This is a genomic window from Actinoplanes sp. NPDC049599, assembly GCF_044465625.1.
Lineage (GTDB): Bacteria > Actinomycetota > Actinomycetes > Mycobacteriales > Micromonosporaceae > Actinoplanes.
This window is the reverse complement of the sequence record NZ_JBITLX010000020.1, coordinates 43,761-67,084: the sequence shown is the minus strand read 5'-3', so window position 1 is coordinate 67,084 and position 23,324 is coordinate 43,761. Positions and strand designations below refer to the sequence as shown.

The 23,324-nt window shown below is 73.1% G+C and carries 21 protein-coding genes; 4 read left to right on the top strand and 17 right to left on the bottom strand.

Annotated features, from left to right (window positions below):
- Nucleotides 1-8: 8 nt before the first annotated feature.
- From ACIBQZ_RS29415 to ACIBQZ_RS29350, 14 genes are all read right to left on the bottom strand, one after another.
- Nucleotides 9-629 (bottom strand): class I SAM-dependent methyltransferase, encoded by a 621-nt coding sequence (locus ACIBQZ_RS29415; RefSeq protein WP_396092053.1) that lies wholly within the window; start codon nt 627-629, stop codon nt 9-11.
- 62 nt (nt 630-691) lie between these two features.
- On the bottom strand, nt 692-1,081 hold the full coding sequence (locus ACIBQZ_RS29410; RefSeq protein ID WP_396092052.1) for a response regulator: 390 nt from the start codon (nt 1,079-1,081) through the stop codon (nt 692-694).
- Between the two features lie 12 nt (nt 1,082-1,093).
- Nucleotides 1,094-3,535 carry a sensor histidine kinase gene (locus ACIBQZ_RS29405; RefSeq protein ID WP_396092051.1) on the bottom strand — a complete coding sequence of 814 codons (2,442 nt, stop codon included), beginning with the start codon at nt 3,533-3,535 and terminating at the stop codon, nt 1,094-1,096.
- Between the two features lie 206 nt (nt 3,536-3,741).
- On the bottom strand, nt 3,742-4,299 hold the full coding sequence (locus tag ACIBQZ_RS29400; RefSeq protein ID WP_396092050.1) for a MerR family transcriptional regulator: 558 nt from the start codon (nt 4,297-4,299) through the stop codon (nt 3,742-3,744).
- A 138-nt stretch (nt 4,300-4,437) separates the two neighbouring features.
- The gene (locus ACIBQZ_RS29395) at nt 4,438-4,902 is read right to left on the bottom strand and encodes a bifunctional nuclease family protein (protein WP_396092049.1); all 465 of its coding nucleotides are present in this window, start codon (nt 4,900-4,902) and stop codon (nt 4,438-4,440) included.
- 163 nt (nt 4,903-5,065) lie between these two features.
- Complete coding sequence (locus ACIBQZ_RS29390) at nt 5,066-5,746, bottom strand: MerR family transcriptional regulator (RefSeq protein ID WP_396092048.1); 681 nt, start codon at nt 5,744-5,746, stop codon at nt 5,066-5,068.
- 62 nt (nt 5,747-5,808) lie between these two features.
- The gene (locus tag ACIBQZ_RS29385; RefSeq protein ID WP_023362861.1) at nt 5,809-6,261 is read right to left on the bottom strand and encodes an FHA domain-containing protein; all 453 of its coding nucleotides are present in this window, start codon (nt 6,259-6,261) and stop codon (nt 5,809-5,811) included.
- A 201-nt stretch (nt 6,262-6,462) separates the two neighbouring features.
- Complete coding sequence (gene gcvH / locus ACIBQZ_RS29380) at nt 6,463-6,843, bottom strand: glycine cleavage system protein GcvH (RefSeq protein WP_396092047.1); 381 nt, start codon at nt 6,841-6,843, stop codon at nt 6,463-6,465.
- A 28-nt stretch (nt 6,844-6,871) separates the two neighbouring features.
- Nucleotides 6,872-7,750, bottom strand: coding sequence for a DUF881 domain-containing protein (locus ACIBQZ_RS29375; protein WP_396092163.1), 879 nt, complete (start codon nt 7,748-7,750; stop codon nt 6,872-6,874).
- A 996-nt stretch (nt 7,751-8,746) separates the two neighbouring features.
- Nucleotides 8,747-9,079, bottom strand: coding sequence for a small basic family protein (locus ACIBQZ_RS29370; protein ID WP_184994733.1), 333 nt, complete (start codon nt 9,077-9,079; stop codon nt 8,747-8,749).
- Nucleotides 9,079-9,975, bottom strand: a complete 897-nt coding sequence (locus ACIBQZ_RS29365; protein ID WP_396092046.1) for a DUF881 domain-containing protein — start codon at nt 9,973-9,975, stop codon at nt 9,079-9,081. The genes ACIBQZ_RS29370 and ACIBQZ_RS29365 overlap by 1 nt, the downstream gene beginning before the upstream one ends.
- Entirely contained in the window at nt 9,972-10,628 is a 657-nt protein-coding gene (locus ACIBQZ_RS29360) for a CDP-alcohol phosphatidyltransferase family protein (protein ID WP_396092045.1), read from the bottom strand. The genes ACIBQZ_RS29365 and ACIBQZ_RS29360 overlap by 4 nt, the downstream gene beginning before the upstream one ends.
- 239 nt (nt 10,629-10,867) lie before the next feature.
- A complete protein-coding gene (locus ACIBQZ_RS29355) occupies nt 10,868-12,829 on the bottom strand; it encodes a VWA domain-containing protein (RefSeq protein WP_396092044.1) in 1,962 nt (653 codons plus the stop codon).
- 63 nt (nt 12,830-12,892) lie between these two features.
- On the bottom strand, nt 12,893-14,317 hold the full coding sequence (locus tag ACIBQZ_RS29350) for a magnesium chelatase (protein ID WP_396092043.1): 1,425 nt from the start codon (nt 14,315-14,317) through the stop codon (nt 12,893-12,895).
- Nucleotides 14,318-14,418: 101 nt separating this feature from the next.
- Between ACIBQZ_RS29350 and ACIBQZ_RS29345 the strand changes: the two genes are divergently transcribed.
- The gene (locus tag ACIBQZ_RS29345; RefSeq protein WP_396092162.1) at nt 14,419-15,234 is read left to right on the top strand and encodes a PhzF family phenazine biosynthesis protein; all 816 of its coding nucleotides are present in this window, start codon (nt 14,419-14,421) and stop codon (nt 15,232-15,234) included.
- A 23-nt stretch (nt 15,235-15,257) separates the two neighbouring features.
- Complete coding sequence (locus tag ACIBQZ_RS29340; protein WP_396092042.1) at nt 15,258-16,892, top strand: ABC-F family ATP-binding cassette domain-containing protein; 1,635 nt, start codon at nt 15,258-15,260, stop codon at nt 16,890-16,892.
- Here ACIBQZ_RS29340 and ACIBQZ_RS29335 read toward each other — a convergent pair.
- Nucleotides 16,882-18,501, bottom strand: coding sequence for a glycoside hydrolase family 10 protein (locus tag ACIBQZ_RS29335; protein WP_396092041.1), 1,620 nt, complete (start codon nt 18,499-18,501; stop codon nt 16,882-16,884). The genes ACIBQZ_RS29340 and ACIBQZ_RS29335 overlap by 11 nt on opposite strands.
- Before the next feature lie 32 nt (nt 18,502-18,533).
- Here ACIBQZ_RS29335 and ACIBQZ_RS29330 point away from each other — a divergent pair, with 32 nt between their 5' ends.
- Nucleotides 18,534-19,436 carry an NAD(P)/FAD-dependent oxidoreductase gene (locus ACIBQZ_RS29330; protein WP_396092040.1) on the top strand — a complete coding sequence of 301 codons (903 nt, stop codon included), beginning with the start codon at nt 18,534-18,536 and terminating at the stop codon, nt 19,434-19,436.
- Here ACIBQZ_RS29330 and glgA read toward each other — a convergent pair.
- Together glgA and ACIBQZ_RS29320 are read right to left on the bottom strand one after the other, a co-directional pair.
- Nucleotides 19,418-20,641: a glycogen synthase gene (gene glgA, locus ACIBQZ_RS29325; RefSeq protein ID WP_396092039.1), complete on the bottom strand. Its 1,224-nt coding sequence runs from the start codon at nt 20,639-20,641 to the stop codon at nt 19,418-19,420. The two genes, ACIBQZ_RS29330 and glgA, sit on opposite strands and share 19 nt — an antisense overlap.
- Before the next feature lie 29 nt (nt 20,642-20,670).
- Nucleotides 20,671-21,048 carry a sigma factor-like helix-turn-helix DNA-binding protein gene (locus ACIBQZ_RS29320; protein WP_396092038.1) on the bottom strand — a complete coding sequence of 126 codons (378 nt, stop codon included), beginning with the start codon at nt 21,046-21,048 and terminating at the stop codon, nt 20,671-20,673.
- A 180-nt stretch (nt 21,049-21,228) separates the two neighbouring features.
- Between ACIBQZ_RS29320 and glgC the strand changes: the two genes are divergently transcribed.
- Nucleotides 21,229-22,461, top strand: coding sequence for a glucose-1-phosphate adenylyltransferase (gene glgC / locus ACIBQZ_RS29315; protein ID WP_396092037.1), 1,233 nt, complete (start codon nt 21,229-21,231; stop codon nt 22,459-22,461).
- Nucleotides 22,462-23,324: the final 863 nt, after the last annotated feature.

Sequence of the window (23,324 nt, the reverse complement as noted above, 5' to 3'; positions counted from 1 at the left end):
GGATTCGCTCATCGCGGCAGGCGGCGCACCTTGATCGTGCTGTCCGTCCGGTGCGCCGGCACGCCGTCCGGGCCGTTCTGCAGCCGGTCGTGGGTCTCGCAGCGCAGCACCTCCCACTCCCCCTCGGCGAGCCGCAGGCCGGCGAGCACCTCGGCCGGCACCGGGAAGCTGATGTCGCCGTGCGAGCGGTGCTGCTCGGCGAACGGCCCGAAGTCCTGGTGGCCCTCGATCAGCAGGATGCCGCCGGGGGCGACCGCGGCGGCCGCCGCCAGCAGGATCTGCTCCCGGGGCACGTCGCCGCGCGGGTAGAGGAACTGGGCGGACACCAGGTCGTAGGTGCCGGCCGGGAACGAGGCGCCCAGGTCGTGGCGCTGGAAGTCCACGGTGACCCCGGCCTCGGCGGCGTGCGCGGCGGCCTTGTCCAGCGCGACCGCGGAGATGTCGGTCGCGGTGACGGTCCAGCCGTGCCGGGCCAGCCAGATGGCGTCGCCGCCCTCGCCGCAGCCCAGGTCCAGGGCGGTGCCCGGGGTCAGGTCGCCGACCTCGTGCACGAGCGCGGCGTTGGCGTCGCCGCTCCAGACCGCGGTGCTCTCGGCGTAGCGGGTGTCCCAGTAGGTCGCGTCAGTCATGCTCGCAGCCTGCGCCTGCCCGCCGGAGCCCGGCAAACATTCTTGCCGTTCCGGCAATCAGGTCACCCGCCCCGCGGGACGTTCTCCGCGAGCAGCCGCGCCACGAAGTCCGGCAGGGTACGCCCGTCGATGGGCTTACTGACGTACGCGTCGCACCCGGCGTCAAGGGCCGTCTGATCGTCGCCCTTCATCGCGGACCCCGTGACCGCGACGATCAGAATCTCCCGCGTCGACGGGTCGGCCTTGAGCCGCCGCGCCAGTTCCAGGCCGCCCATCCCCGGCATGTTGAGGTCGAGCAGGATCATCCGCGGCCGCCAGTCCCGCAGCACGACGAGCGCCTCCTCGGCATCGGCCGCGGTACGGATCTCGTAGCCCTTCCGGGCCAGCACGAAGTCCAGCAGCTTCAGGTTGACGGCAAGGTCATCGACCACGAGCAGGGGCTCACCTGGCATCGGTCCCACCCTTCAGTTCCGGTTCGAAGCAGCTCGGTAGGAGTGCCCGGGCTCCGCCTGTCCGACAATCGGGCTGTGCCGCGGGAAGACCGCGTAAAAGAGGCTCCCCCTGCCGAGCTCGCTGGTGACCCCGACCGCACCACCCTGCGCCTCGACGAGCCGCTTGGTGAGCGCAAGCCCGAGACCGGTGCCGCCGGGCGCGTGATCGTTGCCGGAGTCCAGCTGGACGAACTCCGTGAACAGCCGCGCGATGTCGTCGGGTGCGATCCCGACGCCGGTGTCCTCCACCTCCAGGCGGAGGCGATCCAGGCCCTCGGCGCGGACCCGGACCACCACGCGCCCCCCTTCCGCCGAGTGCTTCAGGGCGTTGGACACGTAGTTGAAGAGCACCTGCTTGAAGCGGGCAGGATCCAGCGTCGCGTCGAGACCGGGCTCGACCTCCGCCTCGACCCGGACGCGTTCCTCGGCGGCACCCGCCCGCGCGATGCCGCACACCTCGCCGACGACCGCGCCGACATCCATGCGCTCGGGCCGGAACACCCACCCGCCGGCCTCGATCTTCGACAGGTCGAGGATGTCGTTGACGAGTTCCAGCAGGTGGTGCCCGCTCGCCAGGATGTCGCCCAGGAATTCCTTCGCCTGCGGTGACGAGGGATCAACCTGGCCGTCGTGGAGGATCGCCCCGAAGCCGATGATCGCGTTCAGGGGAGTCCGGAGCTCATGGGACATCTGCGCGAGAAAGGTCGACTTGATCCGGTCGGCCGACTCCGCGTGTGCCGTGGCGATCTGCAGCTCGAGGGTACGTTCGGCGACCTTGTGTTCGAGGCCGTCGTTCAACTCCCGCACGGCGCGCTCCGCATGCTGGCGCCGCTTCACCTCGTCGTTGAGATCGTCGAAGGACCGCTGCAGTCGTTCGGCCATGTCATTGAAGGAGCCGGCCAGACTGTCCAGTTCCGCCAGGCGGCTGCCGGGTACCCGCTGCTGCAGATCTCCCAGCGCCAGCAACCGCGTGGCGGTCGAGAGTCTCTGCAGCCGCGCGGTCAACGTGGCCGCCAGCACCGCGGACAACGCGAGCGACAGGAGCAGCGCCAGCGCGAACCCCATGGCCGAGCGGCGGCTGCCCGCCTGCGCGCCGGCCCGGTAGTACGACTCCGGCATCACCGTGAGCACCAGCCAGCCGCTACCGGTCCGCGAATCCTCATACGCGGTGGCACGCGCCAGCCAGGTCTCCCGATGCAGCGGCTGGGGAACGACATGCACGAAGCGATACTGAAAGCCCGTGCGGAAACGGTCCGGATCCGAGAGCGCCCTGCCGAGCCCGGCGACCGCCTTCGCCGCCACCGGGTCCCCGGGCCGCGTCGACGAGCCGATCACGTTCCCCGAGCGATCGACGACAAGCGCCACGCCGTCCCGCGCCACCGGCAGGCTCCGCAGCAGACCGCTGATGTCGCCGTCGGTGCCCGCCGGACGCCCGGCGAGGCGGAGCCGGATGGTGGCCGAGATCTCCTCCTGCAACCGGGACGCGAGCTTGTTCGAATCCTCCCCCGCGCTCCGGAGCGTGACGTATGAGGTCGCACCCACCATGACCAGCACAAGGGTCATGAACGGCGTGAGGAGCACCATCCGGAGGGGCCAGACGTCGCCCGTGGCAGTCGCTGCCGGATTGCCGGTGCCGGTGCCCGCACCGGCTTCCCAGACCCACTCCCCGCGCCCCAGCGCCCGTTCCCGGACGTGGCCGGGGATCTCCGCCCAGAACAGTCCGAACCTCCGCGCGGCCGGCAACGCGGCGAGCATCGCCGCCGGCGCCAGGATCCAGGTGACGCCCGTGGTGAAGAACAGCGCGGAGCTGACGCTCTGGTAGGAGACCGCGGAGGTGAACTTCCCCGCGGCGATGTGGCCCCACAGCATCGGCTCGACGGCCAGGAACGACGCGATGAACAGCAGGTACCGCCGCCAGGTCCGGAGCCGGCGGAAGTCGGGGTCACGGCCGACCAGGAGATAGGCGATCCAGAAGCACGCGGGGTTGATGAAGTAACCCGGCAGCCAGTCCAGCACGAATCCGGGAGGCACGCCTTCGATCAGGTCGGACAACGCATACGCGAACGGCACCGTGAGAAGGGCGGGATATCCGAACAGCAGGACACAGACGAGGACGGTCAGATCCTTCAGCGACTCGAAGGTCTGCGCTTCGGGAACGAGCACGACGAAGGACCCGAGATAGCCGGACACGACGATCGGGATGAACGTCAACGGGATGCTGAGGACGGCCTTCGCGTCCCAGGCCTGCCGTTCTCTTCCCAGCCTCCAGCGCCCGCCGGGCCGGAAGGTGAAGCCGCCGAACGCCACGATCGCCAGCACGATCCCGACGAGGTACGCCAGCCTCCCCCAGACCTCGAGGACCCCGAGCGGCACGGCGGCGACTGCGCCATCGATCCATTGAATGATCGCGTTCACGCCGTCCCCTCGGCCCGTGTCGGGGCGACCCGATAGACGACGTCGAGGTCCGGACGGCGGCTCGCCGCAATGAAGTCGGTGCGCGGCTCTCGGACCGCACCCGCATTACCACCACCCTGACACTCCCCAGCGCGAATTTCTGGGTATCCGGTCAGATGTGCTGGTGCAGTGGCATTCCCGGGCGGTCGGCGACGTGGGCCGCGGGATCAGCCGGCGCGACGACGGGCGCGGCGGGCCGCGAGCTCGTCACCGGCGGCGGCCTGCTCCGGCAGGCCGGTGCCCACGGGCTGGGGGCCGGCGGCCGGCTCGGCGGGCAGGTGCGACAGCGAGCCCTGGATCTCCTTGAAGGCGCCGCCGATGGCGATGCCGAAGACACCCTGGCCGCCCTGGAGCAGATCAACGACCTCCTCCGGCGAGCGGCACTCGTAGACCGTGGTGCCGTCGGAGATCAAGGTGATGCCCGCCAGGTCGTCGACGCCGCGCGAGCGCAGCGTCTCGATCGCCTTGCGGATGTTCTGCAGGGAGACGCCGGCGTCCAGCAGGCGCTTGACCACCTTGAGCACGACCAGGTCGCGGAACGAGTAGAGCCGCTGCGTGCCGGAACCGGAGGCGTCCCGGATGCTGGGCACCACGAGCGTCGTCCGCGCCCAGTAGTCGAGCTGGCGGTAACTGATGCCGACCGCCTGACAAGCCGTCACTCCGCGATAACCCGTATCGCCGTCCTCGCCGACAAGCGGACCCTCAACAGAGTCTGACTCGTGCACGCGACTACCTCCCCGCTGCGCGGTGCCGCTTCACCTGGACCTCACGAGCGTATAACTCAGCGCGCCACGAAACAGGGAGGTAATGCCGCGACACGCCGCGTACGGACGACCGGACCTCCGGTGATCGTCGATGCGCGGTCAGCCCGCGAAGTCCTCCGGGCGCACCTGGTCGAGGAACTCGCGGAACTTCTCCACCTCGTCCTCCTGCTCGTCGGGGATGACGATGCCCGCCTCCGTCAGCACCTGATCGGCACAGCGGATCGGCGCCCCCACGCGCAGGGCCAGGGCGATCGAGTCGCTCGGCCGGGCGGAGACCCGCAGATCGTCACCGATCAGCAGATCCGCGTAGAACACGTTCTCCTTGAGTTCGGTGATCTCCACGGCCTTCAGCGGCGCCTTGAGCGCCGCGAGGATGTCCCGTAACAGATCATGGGTCAACGGCCGGGCGGGCTTCACGCCCTGCTGCTCGTACGCGATGGCAGTCGCCTCCACCGCGCCGATCCAGATCGGCAGGTACCGATCGCCGTCGACCTCCCTGAGCAGGACGATCGGCTGGTTACTGGGCAGCTCCACCCGAACCCCGACCACGCTCAGCTCGCGCACCGCACGCCTCCGTGTCGCATGTCTTAGCCGCCCCGTACGGCCATCGCCGCCCCGGAGGGCAACGCGACCATCAGGCTGTTTCCCGCCTATCCTGCACGGTACACGGACGCTCGGTACCGGGCGCGACACGATGCCCGTGTCCTGAGGGGGATGACCCCACGCCTCAGCGGCCGAGGGTGTCCCGCAGTCCCGCCCGTACCAGCGCCGCGTGCAGCCGCTGCGAGAGCGCCTGCAGCTCGCGTGCCGTCTCCGCGGCCCGGGCCCGCGCCGCCGGGTCGTGCTGGCGCATCAGCGGCGTCAGCAGCTGCGCGAACAGCCCGACCTCGCGGTCCGCGCCGGTCCGGAACGCGCGCAGGTGCCGCAGCTCCAGGCCGTGCCGGACCAGGCCGACCACGGCCTCGACGATCACCACGGCGTCGCCGTCGTACCAGCCCGGCGGCCGCGAGGCCACCAGGCCGATCTGCTCCAGCTCGGTGAGCATCTGCTCGGCGATGCCGGTGCGCTCCACCAGGTCGGCCCGGGACACCCGGGTGTCGGCGGCGTCCGCCGGCACCTCGGCCGCCGAGCCCACCGCGACCAGCGACGGCCGCCGGTGCTCCAGCGGGTCGTCACCGCGTTCCTGCGCCTCGAGCTGCTCGCGGATGACGCGCAGCGGGAGGTACTGGTCCCGCTGCGCGGTCAGGACGAAGCGCAGCCGCGCCACGTCGTTCCACGAGTACTTCCGGTATCCGGAGGCGGTGCGCTGCGGGTCCACCAGCCCCTCCGCCTCCAGGAACCGGAGCTTGGAGATCGTGGTGTCCGGGAACTCGGTACGCAGCTGGGCCAGCACCTCCCCGATGCTCATCAGCGCAGCGTCACGGCCCTGGGCCCGCGGGCCCTGGTCGTGCGCGGCCGCCCCCGACGGGTTCACGCCCCGCTTCCCTCGCCCTCCGGCCGGGGACCGGCGATGAAGACCAGCCGGAACTTGCCGATCTGGACCTCGTCCCCGTTGCTCAAGGTGGCCGATTCGACCCGCTCCCGGTTCACGTACGTGCCGTTGAGCGAGCCCACGTCGCGCACCGTGAAGGTGCCGCCGTCGCGGTGGAACTCGGCGTGCCGGCGCGAGACCGTCACGTCGTCCAGGAAGATGTCGCTGTCGGGGTGCCGACCGCTTGTTGTCACGTCATGGTCCAGCAGGAACCGCGCACCCGCGTTGGGGCCGCGGCGCACGACCAGCAGCGCCATCCCCGGGGGCAGCGAACCGGACATCCGGCTCGGCACCACGTCGGTCTCGGGGCCCTCGAGCACCTCGTCGAGCGCACCGAGGTTCAGCGTGGACGTGACGTCGAGTGGGGGGAACTCGTCGTCTGGGCGCGTCATCGGACCACCTCACGGATCTGTTTCGGTCGCCGCCCGACGACACGGGGTGAGCGAGCCGGACCCGGGTCCGGCTCGCAGCGCCCCCCGCCGCTGCCCGGAGGTCCGGACGGCACGATATCGGTTTCGAAGTAATAACAGTTCTGCATGTGCCCCGCGAGCCTAGTCAGCGCCGAAATGGCGAGCAACAAGACGCGCGGACGATCAGCCGTCGGTCAGTGCCTTGTATGCTTCCGCGTCCAGCAGCCCGGCGAGCGCCGCCGGGTCCGCCGGGGCGATCTCCACGAGCCAGCCGGCCGCGTACGGCTCGGCGTTGATCAGCTCGGGCTCGTCGGCGAGGCTGCCGTTGCGGGCCACCACGGTGCCGGCGATCGGGGCGTAGATCTCCGAGACGCTCTTGGTCGACTCGATCTCGCCGAGCTGGTCGCCGGCCTCCACCACGGTGCCCTCGTCGGGCAGCTGCACGTAGACGATGTCGCCGAGCGCGTCCTGCGCGAAGTGGGTGATGCCCACCCGCACGGGCGCGGTGCCGTCACCGGACACCCACTCGTGCTCGGCCGTGTACCGCAGGTCCTCAGGGATCACACGTTCCTCCGTTGACAAGCGCGCCCGCTCAGGAGACCGGGCGCGCGTACTGCAGGCTGGTGGGCTGACGCACCGCGGCCACCTCGACCGTGCTGCGTTGCTCCATGGTCACGTTACCGCCGGCCTGGCTCACCGAAGCGACCACCCCACCGGGGATCTGCAGCGCCGTCTGCATGGTCGACGGCACCCCGATCACCCACAGCGTGTAGGGCCCGCTGAGCTGCTTGCCGTCGACGAGCACCTGGCCGCCGTCGGCGTCGACGAAATAGGACGAGGCCACGATCCGCACGGCGACCCCGTTGTCCCCGATGATCTCCATCACCTCACCGCCGGCGCCGCGCAGCTCCTGCACGGCGTTGAGGATGGCGGAGGCCTTGATCGGCTGGCCCCGGGGGTCGATCGAGATCTTCAGCCCGGGCCCGCGCGCGGGCAGCGTGCCGGAGAGCAGCCCCAGCTCGTCGGCGCGCTTGCCGGCCTCGGCGAGCGCGGCCTGCCGCCCGGCGACCCCGGAGGTCAGCTGCCGCTGGCTCTCCTCCAGAGCGTTGATCTCCTGCTGCAGCCGCTGGTCCCGGGCCTCGAGGTCGCTGAGGATGCCGACCAGGTCCTCCTGGCGGGCGGTGGCCAGCCCGGCGTCGTCGTCGTTGCTCTGCAGCTGCACCACCAGGGTGAACCCGAGCAGCGCCAGCAGAACCCAGATCAGCGCGCCCGCCGACGAGAACCGCCGGCCGGGTGCGGCCTTGTCCGGTACGCCCGCAGCCCGCTCCCGCATCGGCACCACGCCGGGTGACGCCGCCTCACCGCCGGGGCCGTCGTCAGCACGATCCAGCACGTCCGCAACCGCCGGCGGGGCGTCGGGCCGCTCCGGCACGTCCGCAACCGCCTGCGGGGCGTCGGGCCGCTCTAGCACGTCCGCAACCGCCGGCCGGGCGTCGGGTCGCTCCGGAGCCGGGTCGTCCCGCCACGGCGCCGTGCGCTGCGGCTGGTCCGGCGCGTCGTCCGCCGGGTCCCGGTGGGGCTCCTGCCGGTCCGGGACCGGGGTGGCCCGCGGAGTCCTGGTCGTGCCGGGCGCGAAGAACGGAGGCTGCAACCGCATGGTCGCGCCGCCGTCGAGCGTGCGCGGCTTCGCGGCCGGCTCCCGGTCGGCCGCCGCGGGCGGCGTCAGCAGCGTGGTGGGCTCGTCGCCGGGCCCGACGGTGCCGGACAGCACGGTGGGCTCGTCACCGTCCGCAGCGGCCTCGTCAGCCGGCTCGGCCTCGTCTCCCCCGCGCGGGTCGTCCTCCGCGAGCTCCGGCACCGCGCCGGAGAGCCGGACGGTCGGCCCGTCCGCCGAAAGCGGCGCATGCGGATCCAGCGGCACCTCCCCACCCACGCCGGACGGCTCCGCGCCGGGCCAAGGGCCGGCCTCCGAGACGGGCCGCGTGGCGGCGTCCGACCCAGGCCAGAGGTCGGCCTCCGGGCCCGGCTGCACGGCGGCCTCGGAACCGGGCCGGGAGTCGGCCTCCCCGCCGGGCCCGGCGGCGGCATCCGCGCCAGGCCACGAACCGGCATCCGGGCCGGGCCGCGCGGCGGCATCCGGATCGGGCCACGGACCGGCATCCGGGCCGGGCCGCGCGGCGGCATCCGGATCGGGCCACGGACCGGCATCCGGGCCGGGCCGGGCCGCGGCATCCGGGCCGGGCCGGGCCGCGGCATCCGGGCCGGGCCGCGCGGCGGCATCCGGGCCGGGCCGGGAGTCAGCCTCCGGGTCAGGTCGGGAGTCAGCCTCCGGGCCGGGGCGGCGGCCCGCGGACGGCATCCCGGGGTCGCCGAGCGTCGCCGGCCGCGTGCGGTCGGCGGGTGCGGGCGCCGGGGTGCGGCCCGGCTGCTGGTCGCCGTTCATCTCGTCGTCGGTCATCCGCCGCCCCTACGCCCGGAAGAGGTGCCGGCGGATCGCCGCCACATTGCCGAAGATCCGGACACCGAGCACCACCACGACGCCGATGGAGAGCTGGCCGCCCACCCCCAGCTGGTCACCCAGGTAGACGATGATGCCCGCGACCAGCACGTTGGAGATGAACGACACCACGAACTGCTTGTCGTCGAAGATCCCGTCGAGCTTGGCGCGCACGCCGCCGAAGACCGCGTCCAGCGCGGCCACGACCGCGATGGGCAGGTACGGCTGCAACGCCGGCGGCACCGTCGGATGGAACACGATGCCGAGCACAACACCGGCGATCAGGGCGAGTACGGCGATCATCAGCCGCCTTTCGACGCTTTGCTGGACGGGGTCGGTACGCCGGCGGACGCGGCCGGCGAGGTGGCGGGCACGGCCTGCCGCAGGTTCGGCTCGGTGGCCGCCGCCAGCGTGACGGTGCCGATGCCGGCCACGTCGTAGGCGATGCCGAACTTGGTGTTCAGGGCCCGGAAGAAGCGGCCCGCCGCGCCGTCGCGGAACTTGTCGTCGAGGTTCTCCGGCCCGATCGCCACCACCTGGTACGGCGTGGTCACCGGCTGGAAGTCGACCAGGATCGCCTCGCCGGCCTGGCGGATCGTCGACGTGGCGGTCAGCCGCTGGCCGTTGACCGCGATCGCCTCCGCGCCGGCCGCCCACAGCGCGTTCGTGGCCACCTGCAGGTCGGTGTCGCGGACCCGGGCCTCACTCTTGCGTTCGCCGGTCAGCGGGTCGAGCGGCATCGGGCCGTCGCCGACGGTGACCCGGGCGCCGGCGCCGCGCACCGGGGCCAGCCCGGTCTCGGCCTCCATGTCCTTGAGCCGGGCCACCGCCGCGCCGCCGAGCTCCTTCTCCCGCAGGCCGGCGACCTCGGCGCGCAGCCGCTCGGCGCGCTCCTGCAGCTCGGCGGTGCCGCTGCGGCGGCTCTGCACCTGGTCGACCAGGGTGGCCCGGGCCTGGCTGCGGGCCGGCTCGTCGGCCATCGTCTGCTGGTAGGCCACCACCAGCAGGAAGCCCAGCGCCACCAGGGTGAGCGCGCTGACCCCGCTGACCACCCGCTTGGGCGTGCCGGTGCGGCCCTCGCCGCGGGCCTTGCGGGCCGCCGCGTCGGCGTAGCCGGGGTCCAGCGGGTTCTGGAACAGCTCGGTCAGGAAGTCCGGGGCGAACCGGCGCTGCCCGTCGCCGCCGTCGGGCGAGGTCATCCGGCAACTGCCCCGGCCCGGGCCCGGTCGGCCCGGTCGGCGCGCAGCATGGCGCGGGTCTGCGCGAGGTAGAGCACCGCCGCCGCCCAGTACAGGCCGAGCGCCCACCAGGCCAGCGCCCAGCCGATCGGCGAGGCGACCGCGTGGATCGACGGGACGGCCTCGGCGAGCAGCAGCACCGGGAACGCGCCGAGCAGCAGGAACGTGCCGGTCTTGCCGACGTAGTGCACCGGCGGCGGTCCGTAGCCGTGGCGGCGCAGCACCAGCAGGGCGACCGCCAGCACCGCCTCGCGCAGCACCAGGGCGGCGGTGAGCCACCAGGGCACCACCTCGCGCAGCGTGAAGCCGGCCAGCGTGGCCAGGATGTAGAGCCGGTCGGCGAACGGGTCGAGCAGCTCACCGAGCCGGCTGACCGAGTTCATCCGGCGCGCCACGTAGCCGTCGACCCAGTCGGTGGTGCCGCCCAGGGTCAGCACGATCACCGCGGCGACGTCGTGCTGGGGGCCGAGCAGCAGGTAGAGGAAGAGCGGCACGCCGAGCAGCCGGACGAAGCTGATGACGTTCGGGATGGTCCAGATCCGGTCGGAGGCGGTGATCGGCAGCCGGCCGGGCGTGGCCGAGCCGGGCGTCACCTGCGCAGGCTGCTGCGACATCGCGCCCCCTCTCCCCCTTGCCGGCCCCGGGACCCCACCCGGGGACGTCGTGGACAGCCGCCGGTGGGATCGTCCGTCGCCGACCCCCCGGTCGGCGCGCCGGACACACCGGGGGCCGGTCACTCGCGGAGCCACTATAACCAGCCTCGTCGTTGTCCCGGTTCACCCCGGGCCGGACCGTGCGAAGGCCGTTATCCGCGACACACCGCGTAAAGCATCCTAGGAAGAAGGGGCGCGGGTCAGCGTTTGCCGCGCCGGCTGCGTACGTAGTCGTCGACCACGTAGCGGCCCAGCTCGGCGACGTCCGGGCTGAACACCCGGCCGCCGCTGCGCTGGGCCACCGCGTCGACGAAGCGGCGCAGCCCCGGGTCCTCCCCCAGCATGAACACGTTCAGGGTGGCGCCGTACCGGGTGAGCAGGTCCACCTCGTGCACGGTGAGCTGCACCGTCTCGGGCCGGGTGGGCCAGTTGAAGTACGCCTCGCCGTCCTCCTCCAGGTGCGCGGTCGGCTCGCCGTCGGTAACCACCAGCACCACCGGCTCGGCGCCGGGGTGCCGGCGCAGGTGCCGGCCGGCCAGCTTGAGCGCGTGCTGCAGGTTGGTGCCCTTAACCATGTCCGGCTCGATCGCGGCCAGCTCGCCCTGCGACAGGCTCATCGCATACCGGCCGAAGCCGATGATCTGCAGCGAGTCCTGCGGGAACCGGGTGGCGACCAGGTGCGACAGGGCCAGCGCGGTCTGTTTCATCGGGCCCCAGCGGCCGTCGGCGAACATCGAATACGACAGGTCGACGCAGAGCGCCACCACCGCCGAGGCCCGCCGTTCGGTCTCGGCGACCTCGAAGTCCTCCGGCTCCAGCCGCACCGGCATCGTCCCGACGCCCGCGCCGGCGCGGCGGCGGATCGCGTTGCCGATGGTGCGGACCACGTCGAGCGGCTGCTCGTCGCCGAACCGCCAGCGCCGTGACGACCCGATCAGGTCGCCGGCCGCGCCCGCGTCGCGCAGGTCGTGCTGGCCGCGCTCGGCGCCGGACAGGTCGGAGAAGACCTGCGCCAGCGCGGTGCGGCCGAGCCTGCGCAGCGCCTTGGGCGACAGCGTGAGCCCGTCGTCGTCGCGGGTGACCCAGCCCTGCCGGCGCAGCTCCCGTTCGAGCTCGCGCAGCCGCCGGACGTCGTCGGCGGCGCCGCGGCCGAGCTGGCGCTCCACCGCCTCGACGTCGACGTCGTCCAGGGTCGCCCCGGGATGCTCCTGGCCCAGCTGTTCGAGGAGGTCGTCGAGCTCGCCCAGCTCGCCGAGCGCCGCGGTGGCGTCGCCGTAGCCGAGATCCTCGCCGCCGCGCATGCGTTCGCCGCGGTTCCAGGTCAGCTCGGGCCGCAGCGCGCGCAGGTTGTCGGTCAGCTCGGCCAGCTGCCCGCGCAGCGGGCCGTCGCCGAGCGCCTGGTCCATGAGCTGGGACAGCTCCTCGCGCTGCTGCGGGCTCAGCGACCGCAGCAGCCGTTCGGCCGCCGCGGCGCGCCGGGCCAGCGAGTCGATCAGCTCGTCCATGTTCTGCGGGTGGTCCGGGAAGAACTCGCCGTGCTCGGCCATGAACTGCTGGAACGCGTCGTCGGTGTCCTCGCCGCGGGCGTGCCTGCCGAGCAGCTCGTTGAGGTCGCCGAGCATCTCGGTGACCCGGGCGTTCGCCGCCGGGTCCTGGCCGCGCAGCGCGTCGCGCATGCCGGCGAAGCGCTGCTCGACCACCTCGCGCCGCAGGCCGTCGAGGATCTGCTGGTACGTGGCCCGGGCCTCGTCGCTGGCCCAGTCGTAGCCGGACAGCTCCTGCACGGCCTGGGCGGTGGAGCGGGGCAGGTTGTCCAGCACCGCCTCGGCGAACCGGGCGTCGTCGCCCTCCCGGCCGCGCAGCTCGTCGCGTTCGGCCGCGAGGGCCTGGTCGAGCAGCTGCTGCGCCCGGGTGACCGCGCCGTCGAGGTTGCCCCGGCGCAACGCCTCGCGGCGCATCCGGCGGGCCCGGGCCTCGAGGTCGTCGAGCCCCCGGCCGTCGCGGGGGCCACGGCGCAGCAGGTCACGCAGCGCGTCCCGGAGGCTGTCGCCGCCGAGCACCCGCTCCCCGACCTCGTCCACGGCCGCCCGCACGTCGTACGGCGGCGCGAGCGGATCGGGCCCGTCCCGCCAGGCGCCGTACCGGAATCGGTTACCAGCCACGGCCGGTCACCCCACCGGGTGCGCGGCCGGCGCCGGCCGCAGGGATGAGAAGGCACATGCCGATCAGCTCCCGTACAGGGTGCGGCCGTCGTCGGTCAGCTCCTTGGCCAGCCGGCGGGTGAGGTGCAGCCCCTCCAGGACGAACTCCACGCCGGACGCCGCCTGCCCGGGGCTGGGCGCGTCGCCGAGGCCGAGCCGGTCGAGCACCTTGGCCAGGCCGGGCACCGGGCCGATCTGGGCCAGCAGCTCCTCGGCCGGGACCAGGTCGCCGGTCTCGATGATGGCGCCCTCGGCGACCAGGTCGGTGAAGCTGGACAGGTCGATGCCGGCCAGCCGGGCCCGGAACGTCTCGGCGGTCGCCAGCCGCAGCAGGTGGCCGAGGATCTCGGTCTCCCGCCCCTCCTCGCCGCTCTCGAACTCGACCTTGCCCCGCAGCGTGCTGGTCACCGACACGGTGTCGCAGATCCGGGCCACGGCCTCGCGCTCGTTCCTCAGCCCGGAGCGGCGCAGCGCGGACGCGGCGACCGTCTCGGCCGCGGCGATGGCGAACCGGGCCGAGATGCCGGACCGGGAGTCGACCGCCGGCGACTCGCGCACCGCCCGGGTCCAGCGGGCCAGCACGTCGATCAGGTGGTCGGGCACGTGCGCGGCCAGCGCCGCCTCCTGCCGGATCAGCGCCGTCTCCAGCTCGATCTCCAGCGGGTAGTGGGTGCGGATCTCGGCGCCGAAGCGGTCCTTGAGCGGGGTGATGATCCGGCCCCGGTTGGTGTAGTCCTCCGGGTTGGCCGAGGCCACCAGGAACAGGTCGAGCGGCAGCCGCAGCTGGTAGCCACGGATCTGGATGTCGCGCTCCTCGAGCACGTTGAGCAGCGAGACCTGGATCCGCTCGGCCAGGTCGGGCAGCTCGTTGACCGCGAAGATGCCGCGGTTGGTGCGCGGGACCAGGCCGAAGTGAATGGTGTCGGGGTCGCCCAGGGCCCGGCCCTCGGCCACCTTGATCGGGTCGACGTCGCCGATCAGGTCGCCGACGCTGGTGTCGGGGGTGGCGAGCTTCTCGCCGTACCGCTCGGAGCGGTGCAGCCAGGAGATTCCCAGCAGGTCGCCGGCCTCGGCGGCCAGCCGCCGGGTGGCCGGGGTGATCGGCAGGTACGGGTGCTCGCGCAGCTCGGAGCCGGTGACGAACGGGGTCCACTCGTCGAGCAGGTCGATCAGCCCGCGGATGAGCCGGGTCTTGCCCTGGCCACGCTCGCCGAGCAGGACCATGTCGTGGCCGGCCAGCAGCGCCCGCTCGACCTCGGGCAGCACGGTGTCGTCGTAGCCGACGATGCCGGGGAAGCGTGGCGCGCCGCGGCGCAGCCGGTCCAGCAGGTTGTCGCGCAGCTCCTCTTTGACCGTGCGGAACTCGTGGCCGGAGGCGCGGAGCTCGCCCAGCGTGCGGGGCAGATCTGTCGGAGGTGTGGGGACGAGCTGTGTGGAAGCTTCAGTCACTTCCGGAACGCTACCCCGCGGGTGTGACAAGTGACCAAGGCCGCGGAATTGGCTCTGGCACCGGCCCGGCGTGCGGCGGGAGGCTGGGGACCATGAGTGACATCAGGATCCTCCGGTACGCGGCGTTCAGCGACGACCCGGCCGGCGGCAACCCGGCCGGCGTGGTGCTGGACGCGGGCACCCTGTCCGACGCCGAGATGCAGGCGGTCGCGGCCGACGTGGGCTACGCCGAGACGGCCTTCCTGACCGAGCGGCGCGGACCGGCGACCTACCGGGTGCGGTACTTCAGCCCGCTCGCCGAGGTGCCGTTCTGCGGGCACGCGACCGTGGGCACCGCGGTGGCGCTCGCCGACCGGGACGGCCCCGGCGCGCTCACCTTCGTGACCAACGTCGGCGCGGTTCCGGTGACCGTCGACGACCGGCGCCGGGCGACCCTGACCAGCGTCGGCGCGAGGGTGGCCGACCTCGCCGCGGACGACCTGACCGCGCTGCTGGCGGCGCTGCGCTGGCAGGCGGCGGACCTCGACCCGGCCCTGCCGCCGCGGGTCGCGTACGCGGGAGCTTTTCACCCGGTCATCGCGGCGGGGACCCGGCAGCGGCTCGCCGACCTGGACTATGACGTGCCCGCGCTCAAGGCCCTGATGCAGGCGCGGGAGTGGACCACGATCCAGCTCGTGTGGCGCGAGACGACGGACCGGTTCGAGGTGCGCAACCCGTTCCCGGTGGGCGGGCTCTACGAGGACCCGGCCACCGGCGCCGCCGCGGCCGCCCTCGGCGGATACCTGCGGGCGGAGGGTCTGGTGCCGGACGGCACGGTGGTGCACGTGGCGCAGGGTGGTGCCCGGATCACCGTCACGCTGACCCCGGGTGAGGACGGCGTACGGGTCAGCGGCACGGCGGTGCCGATCCCGGGGTGACCCGGCGATAGAGTCGGGCCCCGATGAGCGCCACGATGATCGTGAAGGACCTCGCCGCGGGGCACGGCGACCGCACCCTGTTCAGCTCCCTCGACCTGGTGGTCGCCCCGGGGGACGTGATCGGCCTGGTCGGCGTCAACGGCGCCGGCAAGACCACGCTGCTGCGTACGCTGGCCGGTCTGCTGCCGGTCGAGGCCGGCACGGTCACGCTGAGCCCGCCCACCGCCAACGTCGGTTATCTGCCGCAGGAGCGGGAGCGGCGGGCCGGTGAGACGGTCCGCGACTTCCTGGCCCGGCGCACCGGCGTCGGGCCGGCCCAGACCGCGATGGACGCCGCCGCCGAGGCGCTGGCCGCGGCCGCACCGGGCGCGGACGAGAGCTACGGCACCGCGCTGGAGCGCTGGCTCGACCTGGGCGGCGCCGACCTGGACGAGCGGGCCGGGCAGGTGGCCGCGGAGCTGGGCCTGGGCGTCGCGCTGGACCACCCGATGACCGCGCTCTCCGGCGGCCAGGCGGCCCGCGCCGGGATGGCGTCGCTGCTGCTCAGCCGCTTCGACATCGTGCTGCTCGACGAGCCCACCAACGACCTCGACCTGGCCGGCCTGGACCGCCTCGAGGGTTTCGTCACCTCGCTGCGGGCCGGCACCGTGCTGGTCAGCCACGACCGCGAGTTCCTCACCCGGACGGTCACCGCGGTGCTGGAGCTCGACCTGATCCAGCAGCAGGTCCGGCGCTACGGTGGCGGCTACGGCGCCTACCTGGAGGAACGTGACCGGGCCCGGCGGCACGCCCGGGAGGACTACGAGGAGTTCGCCGACAAGAAGGGCTCCCTGCTGGAGCGCGCGCAGATGCAGCGCGGCTGGCTGGAGAACGGGGTCCGCAACGCCCGCCGCAAGGCCAAGGACAACGACAAGATCGGCCGCAACGTCCGGGCCGAGTCGACCGAGAAGCAGGCCGCCAAGGCCCGGCAGACCCAGCGGATGATCGAGCGCCTGGAGGTCGTCGAGGAGCCGCGCAAGGAGTGGGAGCTGCGGATGGAGATCGCCGCCGCGCCCCGGGCCGGCGCGGTCGTGGCGACCCTGCGCGACGCCGTGGTGCGCCGCGGCGGCTTCACCCTCGGGCCGGTCACGCTGCAGATCGACTGGGCGGACCGGGTGGCGATCACCGGCGCGAACGGGGCCGGCAAGTCGACCCTGCTGGCCGCGCTGCTCGGCCGGCTGCCGCTGGAGTCCGGCGCGGCGCAGCTCGGCCCGGGGGTGGTCGTCGGCGAGGTGGACCAGGCCCGCGGGCTGTTCCTCGGCGACGAGCCGCTGATGGCCGCGTTCGGCGCGGCGGTGCCGGACCTGCCCGACGCGGAGGTGCGCACGCTGCTGGCCAAGTTCGGGCTGCGGGCCGCGCACGTCATGCGCCCGGCCGACACGCTGTCGCCGGGCGAGCGGACCCGGGCGGCGCTGGCGCTGCTGCAGGCCCGCGGGGTGAACCTGCTGGTGCTCGACGAGCCGACCAACCACCTGGACCTGGCCGCGATCGAGCAGCTGGAGTCCGCGCTGGCCGGCTACCCCGGCACGCTGCTGCTGGTCACCCACGACCGGCGGATGCTGGCCGCGGTGCACACCACCCGGCACCTCGACGTCAGCGGCGGCACCGTCACGGGCTGACCGCCCGCGCGGCGCTCAGCGGGCTCTCGTTGCCGGAGCGGTCCAGCCCGCTGAGGCAGTACGTCGCCGCCTCGGCGGCCGGCGCCGGATCCCGCACCTCGGCCCCGGCACGGCCGGTGGCGACCAGCTTCGCGGCGGCGCCCTCGACCCGGTACAGCGCCCAGCTCGCCGGCTCCGGGCCGGCGCCCGCCCGCCAGTCGACCTCGACCGGGCCGCCGGCGGCCCGGCGCGCGGCGATCAGTTGCGGCGCGGCCGGCGGCGCGGCGGGCAGCTGCGCCATCGGCGGCAGCAGTGCCGGGGCGGCATAGTGGTTCTTCCGGTAGCGGGTGACCGAGCCGAGCCGGTCCGCCCGGATCTGCTTGGCGCTGAAGTGCACGCTGCCCAGCACGCCGTACTTGTCGTTGAGGGCGAGCTGGCGGTCGATCTGGTCCGGCTGCTTCCACGGGCCCTTCTCACCCACCCGGTAGTCGCCCTGGCCGATGTAGAGCTGCACCTTCGTGCCCTTGACCAGCTTCGACCACCAGGGCAGGGCCTTGGTGTAGTCGGCCTTGTCGAAGCCGATCGCCCAGTACAGCTGCGGCACGACGTAGTCCAGCCAGCCCTCGCGCACCCACTTGCGGGTGTCGGCGTAGATCGAGTCGTAGCTCTGCAGCCCGCGGGTGTCCGAGCCGGCCGGGTCGGTCTGCTTGTTGCGCCAGATGCCGAACGGGCTGATCCCGAACTTCACCCACGGCTTGAGCTGCTTGATCCGCTGGTTCATCTCGCGGACCAGGGTGTCGACGTTGGCCCGGCGCCAGTCGCCGCGGCTCTGCGACTTGTCGGCACGCCGGGCGAAGCTGGCGTCGTCCTTGAAGTCGTTCCCGCCGCCCTCGGGGTAGGGGTAGAAGAAGTCGTCGAAGTGCACGCCGTCGACGTCGTACCGCTCGACCGCCTCGAGCATGGCGTCCTCGACGAACTTGCGGGCCGCCGGGATGCCCGGGTCGAAGTACAGCCGGGCGTTCTTGCCGTCCGGGTAGGAGATCGCCCAGTCCCGGTGCTTGAGCAGCGGATGGCCGGGCGCCAGCTTCGTGAAGTCGGCGCCGGGCCCGGACGGCGCCGGCTGGGTCCCCCGGTACGGGTTGAACCAGGCGTGGAACTCCAGGTTGCGGGCGTGCGCCTCGGCGATCATGAACTCCATCGGGTCCCAGCCGGGCGACCTGCCGTCCCGCTTGCCGGTCAGCCACTCCGACCAGGGCGCGTACGCCGACTCCCAGAACGCGTCGCCGCTGGGCCGGACGTGCACGAAGATCGCGTTGTGCCGCATCGACACGGCCAGGTCCAGCCAGGCCCGGTACTCGGCCTGCACCTTGGCCTTGCTCAGCCCGGGCCGGCTGGGCCAGTCGATGTTCATGACCGTGGTGAGCCACATGCCGCGCAGCTCCCGGGTGGCGCTGACCGGCACCCCCGCGCACCGGCCGGGCGTGCCGGCCGGGACAGCCACGCCGGCCGGCTCCCGGGCGGCGCCCGGCGGGTCGTAGGTGGCCGCCCTGAGCAGCCCGATGCCGAGCACCGACACTCCCAGGAGCACAGCGGCGACGATCAGGACGAGCCGGACGGGGGGACGGCGCATCGCCCCAGTGTGCCTGGTCCTAACCTCGAGACATGAACGTGGTCGTGGTGGGTGCGGGAATCGCGGGTCTGTCCTGCGCGCGGGAGCTCGCCGCCGGGGGCGCCGCCGTCCGGGTGCACGAGCGCGGCCGGGTGGTCGGCGGACGCCTGGCCAGCCGGCGCATCAACGGCCGGTACGCCGACCTCGGCGCGGCCTACTTCGTCGCCGACGACCCGGGCTTCGCGGCCCTCGCCGAGCGCTGGCAGGCCCGTGGGCTGGCCCAGCCCTGGACGGACACCCTCGCGGTGTTCCCCGGCGAGCCGACCACCGGGCCGATGCGCTGGGCGGCGCCGGGCGGGCTGCGGTCGCTGGCCACCGACCTGGCCGACGGGCTCGACGTCGAGCTGGGCAGCGAGCTGGGCACGGTCCCGCCGGACGCGGACGCCGTGGTGCTGGCCATGCCGGGCCCGCAGGCGCTGCGGCTCGACCCGCCCGCCGCCGTCGCCGACGCGGCCCGGGCGCAGGTGTGGGAGCCGGTGCTGGCGGCCGTCTGCACGTACCGGAGGCGCTCCTGGCCGGAGCTGCACGGCGCGTTCGTGAACGACCACCCGGTGCTGGCGACGATCTTCGACGACGGCGACCGGCGCGGCGACGGCGCGGCGGTGCTGGTCGCCCACTCCACGCCCGGCTTCGCCCGGCCCCGGCTGGCCGACCCGGGCGCCGCGGCCGGCGAGCTGGCCGGGGCGGTCGGCGAGGTGCTCGGGCTGACCGACCGGCCCGAGGTGCACGTGCACCGCTGGACCTACGCCCACCCGGCCCCCGGCACGCCCTCGTACGCCACGGACGGCCGGGTGTGGCTGGCCGGCGACGCCTTCGGCAAGCCCCGGGTGCAGACCGCCTGGCTCTCCGGCCGGGCGGTGGCCCGGGCGATCCTGGGTCAGAGCACCGAGCGGTAGACCTCCAGGGTGTCCACGGCGATCCGGGACCAGCTGAAGTGCTCCACCGCGCGGCGCCGCCCGGCCAGGCCCATCGCGGCGGCCCGGGCCGGGTCCTTGATCAGCTTGGTCATCGCGGCGGCCAGGTCGGCGATGAAGCGCTGCGGGTCGACCGGCGTGCCGGTGCCGTCGGTGACCTGCTCGATCGGGACCAGCAGCCCGGTCTCGCCGTCCGCGACGACCTCCGGGATGCCGCCGGTCGCGGTCGCGACCACCGCGGTCTCGCAGGCCATCGCCTCCAGGTTGACGATGCCCATGGGCTCGTAGACCGACGGGCAGACGAAGACCGTCGCGTGCGTGAGCACCTGCACGACCTCGTGCTTGGGCAGCATCTCCTGCACCCAGATCACGCCCTGCGGGTCGCGGGCGTCGCGCAGCCGGCTCGCCAGCTCCTCGACCTCGGCGGCGATCTCCTTGGTGTCGGGCGCGCCGGCCAGCAGCACGATCTGGGTCTCCGGCGGCAGGTCGTGGCAGGCCCGCATGAGGTACGGCAGGCCCTTCTGCCGGGTGATCCGGCCGACGAACACCACGCTGGGCCGGTTCAGGTCGATGCCGAGGCGCTCGATGACGTCGGTGCCGCGGTCCGGGGCGTACTGCTCGGTGTCGATGCCGTTGTAGACCACCCGGATCCGGTCCGGGTCGACGCCCGGGTACGCGGTCAGCACGTCCCGCTTCATCCCGCCGGAGACGGCCACGATCGCGTCGGCGCCCTCGATCGCGGTCCGCTCGCAGAACGACGAGAGGGCGTAGCCGCCGCCCAGCTGCTCGGCCTTCCACGGGCGCAGCGGCTCCAGGCTGTGCGTGGTGACCACGTGCGGGACGCCGTACAGCAGCTTGGCGGTGTGGCCGGCGAAGTTCGCGTACCAGGTGTGGCTGTGCACGATGTCGGTGCCGTCGCAGCCGGCCGCCATGGCGAGGTCGACACCCATGGTGCGCAGGGCGGCGTTCGCCCCGGCCAGCTCGGCGGACTCCGGGCACGCGGTCACGCCCGGCTCCGAGCGCGGGGCCCCGAAGCAGTGCACCCGGACGTCGGCCAGCGGGCGCAGGTCCCGGGCCAGGTACTCGACGTGGACGCCGGCGCCGCCGTACACCTCCGGCGGGTACTCCCGGGTGAGCAGGTCGACGCGCAGATCCGTGCCGCTGGAGGTCGAACGTGAGTCGGTCACGTGACGCAGAATAGTCCCCCGCGGCCCGCTCAGCCCGCCACCGCGACGCCCTCGCCGAACCGGATCAGCTCGTCCCCGCTGATCGGCACGTCCTGCTGGTTCACCTCGATGCTCAGCACCCGGCCGGTGCGCAGCCGGGCCAGGCCGCGGGCGGCGTGCACCCGTACCGTCGAGGTCGCGCACCGCAGCACCTCGCCGATCTGCCGGTCGTCCAGGTCCTCGTAGTAGCGCAGCACCAGGACCGCGCACTGGGCCCGGGTCAGCCGGTCCAGCCGCGACCACAGGTCGGGCCGCGCCGCGTGCTGATCGGCGAAGTCGGGCGCCGCCCCGCCCGGCGGCCCGGCGGCGAGCCGGCCCGGCCGTTCCCCGCTGGAGCGCCGGCGCAGCCAGGAGACGTGCGAACGCACCAGCGCGGTCCGCAGGTACCATGGCGCACTGCCCCGCTCGTCAAGTCCTGCCCTCAAAGGACGCCGTGACGGCCCGTTCCGCTTACCGGATTCCGGGAAATCCCGCTGAGCCGCACGCCACGCCCGGAGAATCGACGCTTCGACTGGCGCTGGGCCACCGGGAAAGTTAGCGTCACTCGCATGGCTGTCAAGGTGCTCGCGATCGTTCTGGCAGGTGGCGAGGGCAAACGCCTGATGCCCCTCACCGCGGACCGGGCCAAGCCCGGTGTCCCCTTCGGCGGCATCTACCGCATGATCGATTTTGTGCTGTCGAACCTCGCCAACGGCGGGTTCCTGAAGATCGTGGTGCTGACCCAGTACAAGTCGCACTCGCTCGACCGGCACATCACCAAGACGTGGCGGATGTCGACCCTGCTGGGCAACTATGTGACCCCCGTACCGGCCCAGCAGCGGCTCGGCCCGCGCTGGTTCGCCGGCTCGGCCGACGCGATCTATCAGAGCCTGAACCTGATCAACGACGAGAACCCCGACTACGTCATCGTCTTCGGCGCGGACCACATCTACCGCATGGACCCCAAGCAGATGGTCGACGACCACATCGCCTCGGGCGCGGCGGTCACCGTAGCCGGCATCCGCCAGCCGAAATCGATGTCGGACCAGTTCGGCGTCATCGACGTGGGCCCGGACGGCCGCCGGATCAGCGCCTTCCGCGAGAAGCCGGTCGACGTCGAAGGCCTCCCGGACGCCCCCGACGAGATCTTCGCATCGATGGGAAACTACGTCTTCACCACCCGCGCCCTGTGCGAAGCGGTCACCGCCGACGCGCAGAACCCGGACAGCAAGCACGACATGGGCGGCAACATCATCCCGATGCTGGTGGCCAAGGGCGAGGCGAACGTCTACGACTTCCGCGACAACGAGGTCCAGGGCAGCACCGAACGCGACCGCGGCTACTGGCGCGACGTGGGCACGCTCGACTCGTTCTACGACGCCCACATGGACCTGATCGCCACCCTGCCGGTCTTCAACCTCTACAACATGGACTGGCCCATCTTCACCAACTACGGCTCCTGGCCCCCGGCCAAATTCGTCCACGGCTTCGACGACCGCCAGGGCCGCGCGGTCGAATCGATGATCTCGCCGGGCGTGGTGGTCTCGGGCGGGCTGGTGGAACGCTCGGTGGTCTCCCCGAACGTCCGGGTGAACTCCTGGGCGCACGTGGAGGGTTCGGTATTGATGGAGGGCGTGCAGGTGGGCAGGCACGCGGTGGTCCGCAACGCGATCATCGACAAGAACGTGCTGATCCCGGAGGACGCGCAGATCGGGGTCGACCTCGAGCGGGACCGGAAGCGGTACACGGTGTCGGACAGCGGGATCGTGGTGATCGGCAAGGGCCAGCGGATCGATCCGTAGGTCTTGATCCCGGTCGTGCCTGGTTGCATGGCACTGACCGTCGCTCCCGCCGAACGCGGGCTGGTTGCATGGTTGTCTCCCGCTGCCGGCTGCGTGCATGGCCTTCGCTGCCGGCTGCGTGCACGGCCTTCGCTGCCGGCTGCGTGCATGGCCTTCGCTGCCGGCTGCGTGCACGGCCTTCGCTGCCGGCTGCGTGCACGGCCTTCGCTGCCGGCTGCGTGCACGGCCTTCGCTGCCGGCTGCGTGCATGGCCTTCGCTGCCGGCTGCGTGCATGGCCTTCGCTGCCGGCTGCGTGCATGGCCTTCGCTGCCGGCTGCGTGCATGGTGGGCTTGGGGGCGGGGATAACCCACTCCGGGCGGTCAGGCTTGGTCCCTGCGTGGGTCATCCCCGCCCCCAAGCCCGTTGTGGTCACCCTCGCTGCCCCACCGCCGGCCAGCGCCCCTGCCGCCGAGCGATCTCGTAACGCCCGGACGCCAGGCAAGCCGCAGCGTTACCGCCGCCCAGAGGTTCGGGCACCAGCGGCGCAGCATGCGCCTGCCGCCGCACCTTGCTTCGCCCCACCCCTCCTCCTGAGTGGCACCGCCCGCACCACATCGGGTCGTGGCCCGGAGCCGACAGCGCTACCTAAGGCCACCGACCGCTCCCGCCCGCCTCGCAACCAGCCCACACCACGCCGGCGCGGGCGCGGTTGTGACCACAGCTCTCTTGGGCCGCCGGAGTTCACGTCGACTTCCCGCCCGCGCTCCTCTCGCCAACCGCCCCGCCGCGCCCCGCCGCGCCCCGCCGCGCCCCGCCGCGCCCCGCCGCGCCCCGCCGCGCCCCGCCGCGCCCCGCCGCGCCCCGCCGCGCCCCGCCGCGCCC